Annotated in this window: 2 protein-coding genes and 1 pseudogene; 1 reads left to right on the top strand and 2 read right to left on the bottom strand. The window is 61.3% G+C overall.

The annotated features are described in order from the left end of the window. Positions 1-202: 202 nt before the first annotated feature. Together ACO54Z_RS08190 and glnE are read right to left on the bottom strand one after the other, a co-directional pair. Positions 203-1,114, bottom strand: coding sequence for a peptidylprolyl isomerase (locus tag ACO54Z_RS08190; RefSeq protein WP_485996561.1), 912 nt, complete (start codon positions 1,112-1,114; stop codon positions 203-205). Between the two features lie 262 nt (positions 1,115-1,376). Next, a complete protein-coding gene (glnE, locus tag ACO54Z_RS08185; protein ID WP_485996560.1) occupies positions 1,377-4,121 on the bottom strand; it encodes a bifunctional [glutamate--ammonia ligase]-adenylyl-L-tyrosine phosphorylase/[glutamate--ammonia-ligase] adenylyltransferase in 2,745 nt (914 codons plus the stop codon). Positions 4,122-4,426: 305 nt separating this feature from the next. Between glnE and ACO54Z_RS08180 the strand changes: the two are divergent. Then, positions 4,427-4,796 (top strand): annotated as a pseudogene (locus ACO54Z_RS08180) (hypothetical protein); the annotation flags it as partial.

Genomic DNA, 4,796 nt, shown 5'->3' with positions numbered 1-4,796 from the left:
ACAGGCGGTGGAGCGGGCTTTTATTGAGTATATTATTTAGGGTGGATGGCTATATCGCTCACCCCCACCCCGACCCTCCCCCGCTGCGGGCTTCGCCCTGCGGGGGAGGGGGATGTCTCAATTGTCAACACGCCCTTAGCATTCGGGCTAAAAAACAAAACGCCGCATCATGCGGCGTTTCTTATGGGCGATACCCCAGCGCTCAAGGCGCGCGGCGTACCGGCACGGTGATGTTGCAGACGTCGGTATGGCCTGCCGGGCGGACAATCCAGTCGCCGCCGCGGTTGCGTCGCGATTCGACGACGTCGGCGAAACTTTGGCTGTCGGTTTTCATCACTTGCAGCGGCACGCGCTCGGCTTCCGGCACCTCGCTGCCCAGGCGGATGCTCTTGATTGGCGTGTATTCTTTCGGGTCTTGGTAGAAGCCCATGTAACCGCCGTCGTTGCCGCCGCCGCGCGGCAGCGAGCTGAGCAGTTCTACGCCTTGCAGGACGCGGCCGACGAGGGTGATGTTGCGGTCCAGGTGGCGCGGCGACTGGCCGATGACGACGTAGAGCTCGGTGCCGTTGCTGCTGTCCGGCGGGTTATTGCGTCCGGCGCCGAGGATGCCGTAGCAGTGGGCTATCCAGGCGCTGTCTTTTTCGCTGGCAACCGGGAAGCCGTCCACGAAGCCGACTTTTTCCGCCCAGCCGTCCGGGTCGGGTAGCGCGGAGAAGGGCAGCCCTTGCAGCGGCCGCTCAAATTCGGCGGGCAGGTGTTTGGTCTCGGCGGGCAACGGTTTTTGTTTGTCGGTATCGACGTTGGGGTCGCCGAACTGGGTAACGTAGTTGTCCTGCACGCGGTAGATGCTGAGGCCGTCCCAGAAGTGTTTCTGCGCCAGCATGCGGATTTGCGCGACGTGTTCCGGCGCGAAGTCGGGCGCAAGTTCGTAGATGACCGTGCCTTTGTCCAGCTGCATATAGAGGAGGTTTTCCGGGGCGACGCTGCGCCAGGCGTCCGCCGGGGCACTGGCAATGATGTCGTCCGTGCTGCGGTAGGGCTTTTTCGCGTCTTCGGCGAGGGCGGGCGCGGTGCAAAGAACGGCACAGGTCAGGGCGAGTACGGTTTTTTTCATGGTTTGAGCCTCAACGGTTGAGCCAGCAAATCGTGGCCTGGGCAAAGCTACGCGATAGGCGCGGGAGCGTCAATAGGGTTTGGGGGATTTTTGTGGTTTTAAGAATAGTTTTGGGGTTTTTTGGTTGTTTATGGTGTTTTTGTGGCGGTATTTGCCGATAAAAAGGGCTCTCTTGGTGTGTTTGTCTTGTGCGCTTGGCGCGTGCGCGTAACCGCCCCGTTTTCAAATTCTGCGGACGGTTACGGCTGTGCCAAGGCGCTTCCTATGACGTCGGGTTTTCGGCAAAGACGTCCTGCCAGATGGCAATGACCTGGTCGCGCAGGGGCTGCCAGTCGCGTAGCGGCGCGTGGTTGCCGGTGTCATTCAGCTGGCGGTGGTGTACTTCCAGGCGCAGTTTGCGGTAGCTGTCGCGCAGGGTCATTGCCTGTGAGGAGGTGAGGATGCCGGTGGCTTCTAAGGCTGCCAGTTGGCGGATGTTGTCGCTCATGCGGCACAAGACGGGTTCTGCCGCGCCGTGCGCGAGCAGCAGGTATTGCACGATGAATTCGATGTCGATGAGCCCGCCCGCGTCTTGTTTGAGGTGGAAGTGGCCTTCGGGCGGCGCGGGCTGGTTGTCGTGCATTTTTTGTCGCATGGCGAGGATGTTGTCGCGCAGGTTCGGCTCCGGCGGGCGGGTGAGGATTTCTTGGCGCAGGGCGGTGTAGCGCGCGGCCAGGGCGGCGCTGCCGGCGACGGGGCGGCTGCGCGTCAGCGCCTGGTGTTCCCAGGTCCAGGCGTTTTCGCGCTGGTAGCGGGCAAAGCCCTGGATGCTGCTGACCGGCAGGCCGCTCGCGCCGCCGGGGCGCAGGCGGGTGTCGATGTCGTAGATGATGCCGTTGCTGCTCGCGGCGCTTAGGAGGTTGTTGGTGCGTTGGGCGAGGCGGGTGTAGTAGCGCAGGTTGTCGATGGGTTTGGCGCCGTCGGTCATGCCCTGGCTGTCGCCGTCGTCGTAGAGGTAAACGAGGTCGAGGTCGGAGCTGTAGCCGAGTTCGAGGCCGCCCAGTTTGCCGTAGCCGATGATGGTGATTTCGGCAGGGCTGCCATCGGCTTTGCGCGGGATGCCGTGTTTGGCGCGCAGGGTGGCTTCGGCGTGGTCGAGCGCGGCTTGCAGGGTGGTTTCGGCGATGTGGCTGAGTTGGTCGCTCACTTGCATCAGCGGCAGTTTGTCGTGGGTGTCTGCCCAGGCGGTTTTGAAGGTCTGGACGTGTTTGTAGTCGCGCAGGGCGTGTTGCCAGGTTTCTTCGTCGTCGATGTTTTGCAGGCGCGCGGCGAGGTCTTGCGCGAGGGCGGTTTTGCCGAGCGGCAGGCGGCGTTCGCTGATGATGTCGTCGAGGACGAGCGGGTGCGCGGCGATGTATTGGATGAGCCAGGCGGCGCGGCTGGCGATGTGGTGCAGGTGGTGGATGAGCGCCGGTTGTTCGGCGAGCATGGTGATGTAGCTGCTGCGCCCGCTGACGGCGGTGATGAGGTCGAGCAGGCCGCCGAGGCCGTGCCAGCCGTGTTGTTGGCTGTGGTCGAGGAGGGCTGGCAGGATGTGGTCGAGGTGTTTTTGGGTGTTTTGTGGCAGGCGGTGCCAGTTGGTGTCGCGCACGAATTGGGCGAGGCGCGCGGCGACGGGTTCGCGTGCGGCGGCGTCGGGCAGGGTTTGTTCGAGCCAGCGGGCGAGGCGCGGGTCGTCCGGGTCGCGCCAGTCAATGTCGCGCAGGCGGTCGTCGCCGGGTTGGTCGGCGGGGTCGTCGTCGGCAATGGTGCTGTTGTAGTGCTGGTGGATGGTGGCGCGCGCGGCGCGGATTTGCGCTTGCAGGGTGGCAGCGTCCGGCGCGCGGCAGGCGTGCGCGAGGCGTTGCCAGGCGGCGGGGCCGTCCGGCAGTTGGTGGGTTTGTTGTTCCTGCTCGTATTGGAGGGCGTTTTCGACGCGGCGCAGGGTGAGGTAGGCGTCGCGCAGGGCGGCGGTTTGTTCGCCGCGCCACAGGCCGCGTTCGCCAATGCGGGCGAGGGCTTCGAGGTAGTTCGGGGTTTGCAGCGCCGGGTATTGGCCGCCGTAGATCATTTGGATGGCCTGCACGGTGAATTCGGCTTCGCGGATGCCGCCTGCGCCGAGTTTGATGTGGCGCTCGATGCCGTCTTCGCGGATTTGCCGATTGATGCTTTGTTTCATGTCGCTGAGGGCATTGAGCGCGGCGTAGTCGAGGTAGCGGCGGTAGGTGAAGGGGCGCAGGGCGGCGAGGAGTTGGCGGCCGCCTTCGAGGTCGCCGGCGACGGGGCGCGCTTTCATCAGGGCGTAGCGTTCCCAGTCGCGGCCGTGGATGAGGTAGTACTGTTCCATCGCAGCAAACGACAGCGCGAGCGGCCCGGTCTGGCCGAAGGGGCGCAGGCGCATGTCAACGCGATAGACGTTGCCGTCGGCGGTGTTGGTGTCGAGGGTGTGGATGAGGCGCTGCGCCAGTTTGCGGTACCAGGTTTCGTGTTCTTGCGGTTTTTGGTTGTCGGTGGCGCGGGTGGTGCCGTTTTCGCGGTAGGCGTAGATGAGGTCGATGTCGGAGGAGAAGTTGAGTTCGCCGCCGCCCAGTTTGCCCATGCCGAGGACGAGCATCGGCATCGGCTTGCCGCTAGCGTCCAGCGGTTCGCCGTAGCGCGCGGCCAGTGCCTGGTGCTGCCAGGCAAGCGCCGCGCTGATGAGGGTTTCGGCGAGGGCGCTGGTGCGGGCGAGGAAGGCGGGTTCGTCGATGAGGCCGTTCACTACGGCGTGGATGTGGCGCACTTGGCGGCGGTGTTTGTAGCGCCGCAGTTGTTGCATCAGCGTCGCTTCGTCTTCCGGCGGCGGGTTCTCGGCGGCGTAAGTGGTGCGGTAGTCTTCGTCGGGAGACGATTTCGGGGTGAGATCGGCCAGCCAGTCGGGGTGGCGTTCGAGTTGGGCAGCGGCGTAGGGGCTGGCTTGGTAGAGGCGAGCGAGGTCGGGGCGGGTCATGGGCGGCGAGTGGGTTAGAAAAGAGGGGATAGTGTAGTGCGCGCCAACCTTGTTTGGGCAGGTATTTGGGTCACAGATTTTGTCTATCCTGGCGACAAACCTGGGTTTTATCTCGCTTGGCAGGCGGTTTTTTGTGGCCTTTTGTGAAGATGAACGCAATATTTCACAAAAAAAAATAAAAATGTGGGAAACTGACAAAGTTATTGGTATATTCACTCTGTCGACGACAGAAGAGTAGTCATCTCAAGCCGACAAAAGCTGTGCTGAAAGCTGTCAAAAAATGATGCAAACATTAGGAGCCTACTATGGAAAATAAACACCCTGAAAATCCAAACGTTGGTAACACTTGCTCAACCGATAAGAATGTTTCAAAAGCAAGTGAACCTACTTCCGATACTTTTACAGATGTAAAAGACGCTACTATAGAAAAACTGTCAGATGTGAAAGATGCCGTGGTAGATAAATTTACCGACATCAAAGATGCGGTAGCAGATAAATTGTCTGATGTGAAAGATGCCGTGGTAGATAAATTCACCGACATCAAAGATGCAGCAGCAGATAAGCTGTCTGATGCTAAAGATGCCGTGGTAGATAAATTTACCGACATCAAAGATGCAGCTGAAGATAAGCTGTCTGATGCTAAAGATGCGGTAGCAGATAAGTGGTCTGATGCGA

The sequence above is a fragment of the Cardiobacterium sp. genome (assembly GCF_057314735.1).
The sequence above is the reverse complement of the archived record's forward strand: the minus strand, read 5'-3'. Positions and strand labels throughout refer to the sequence as shown.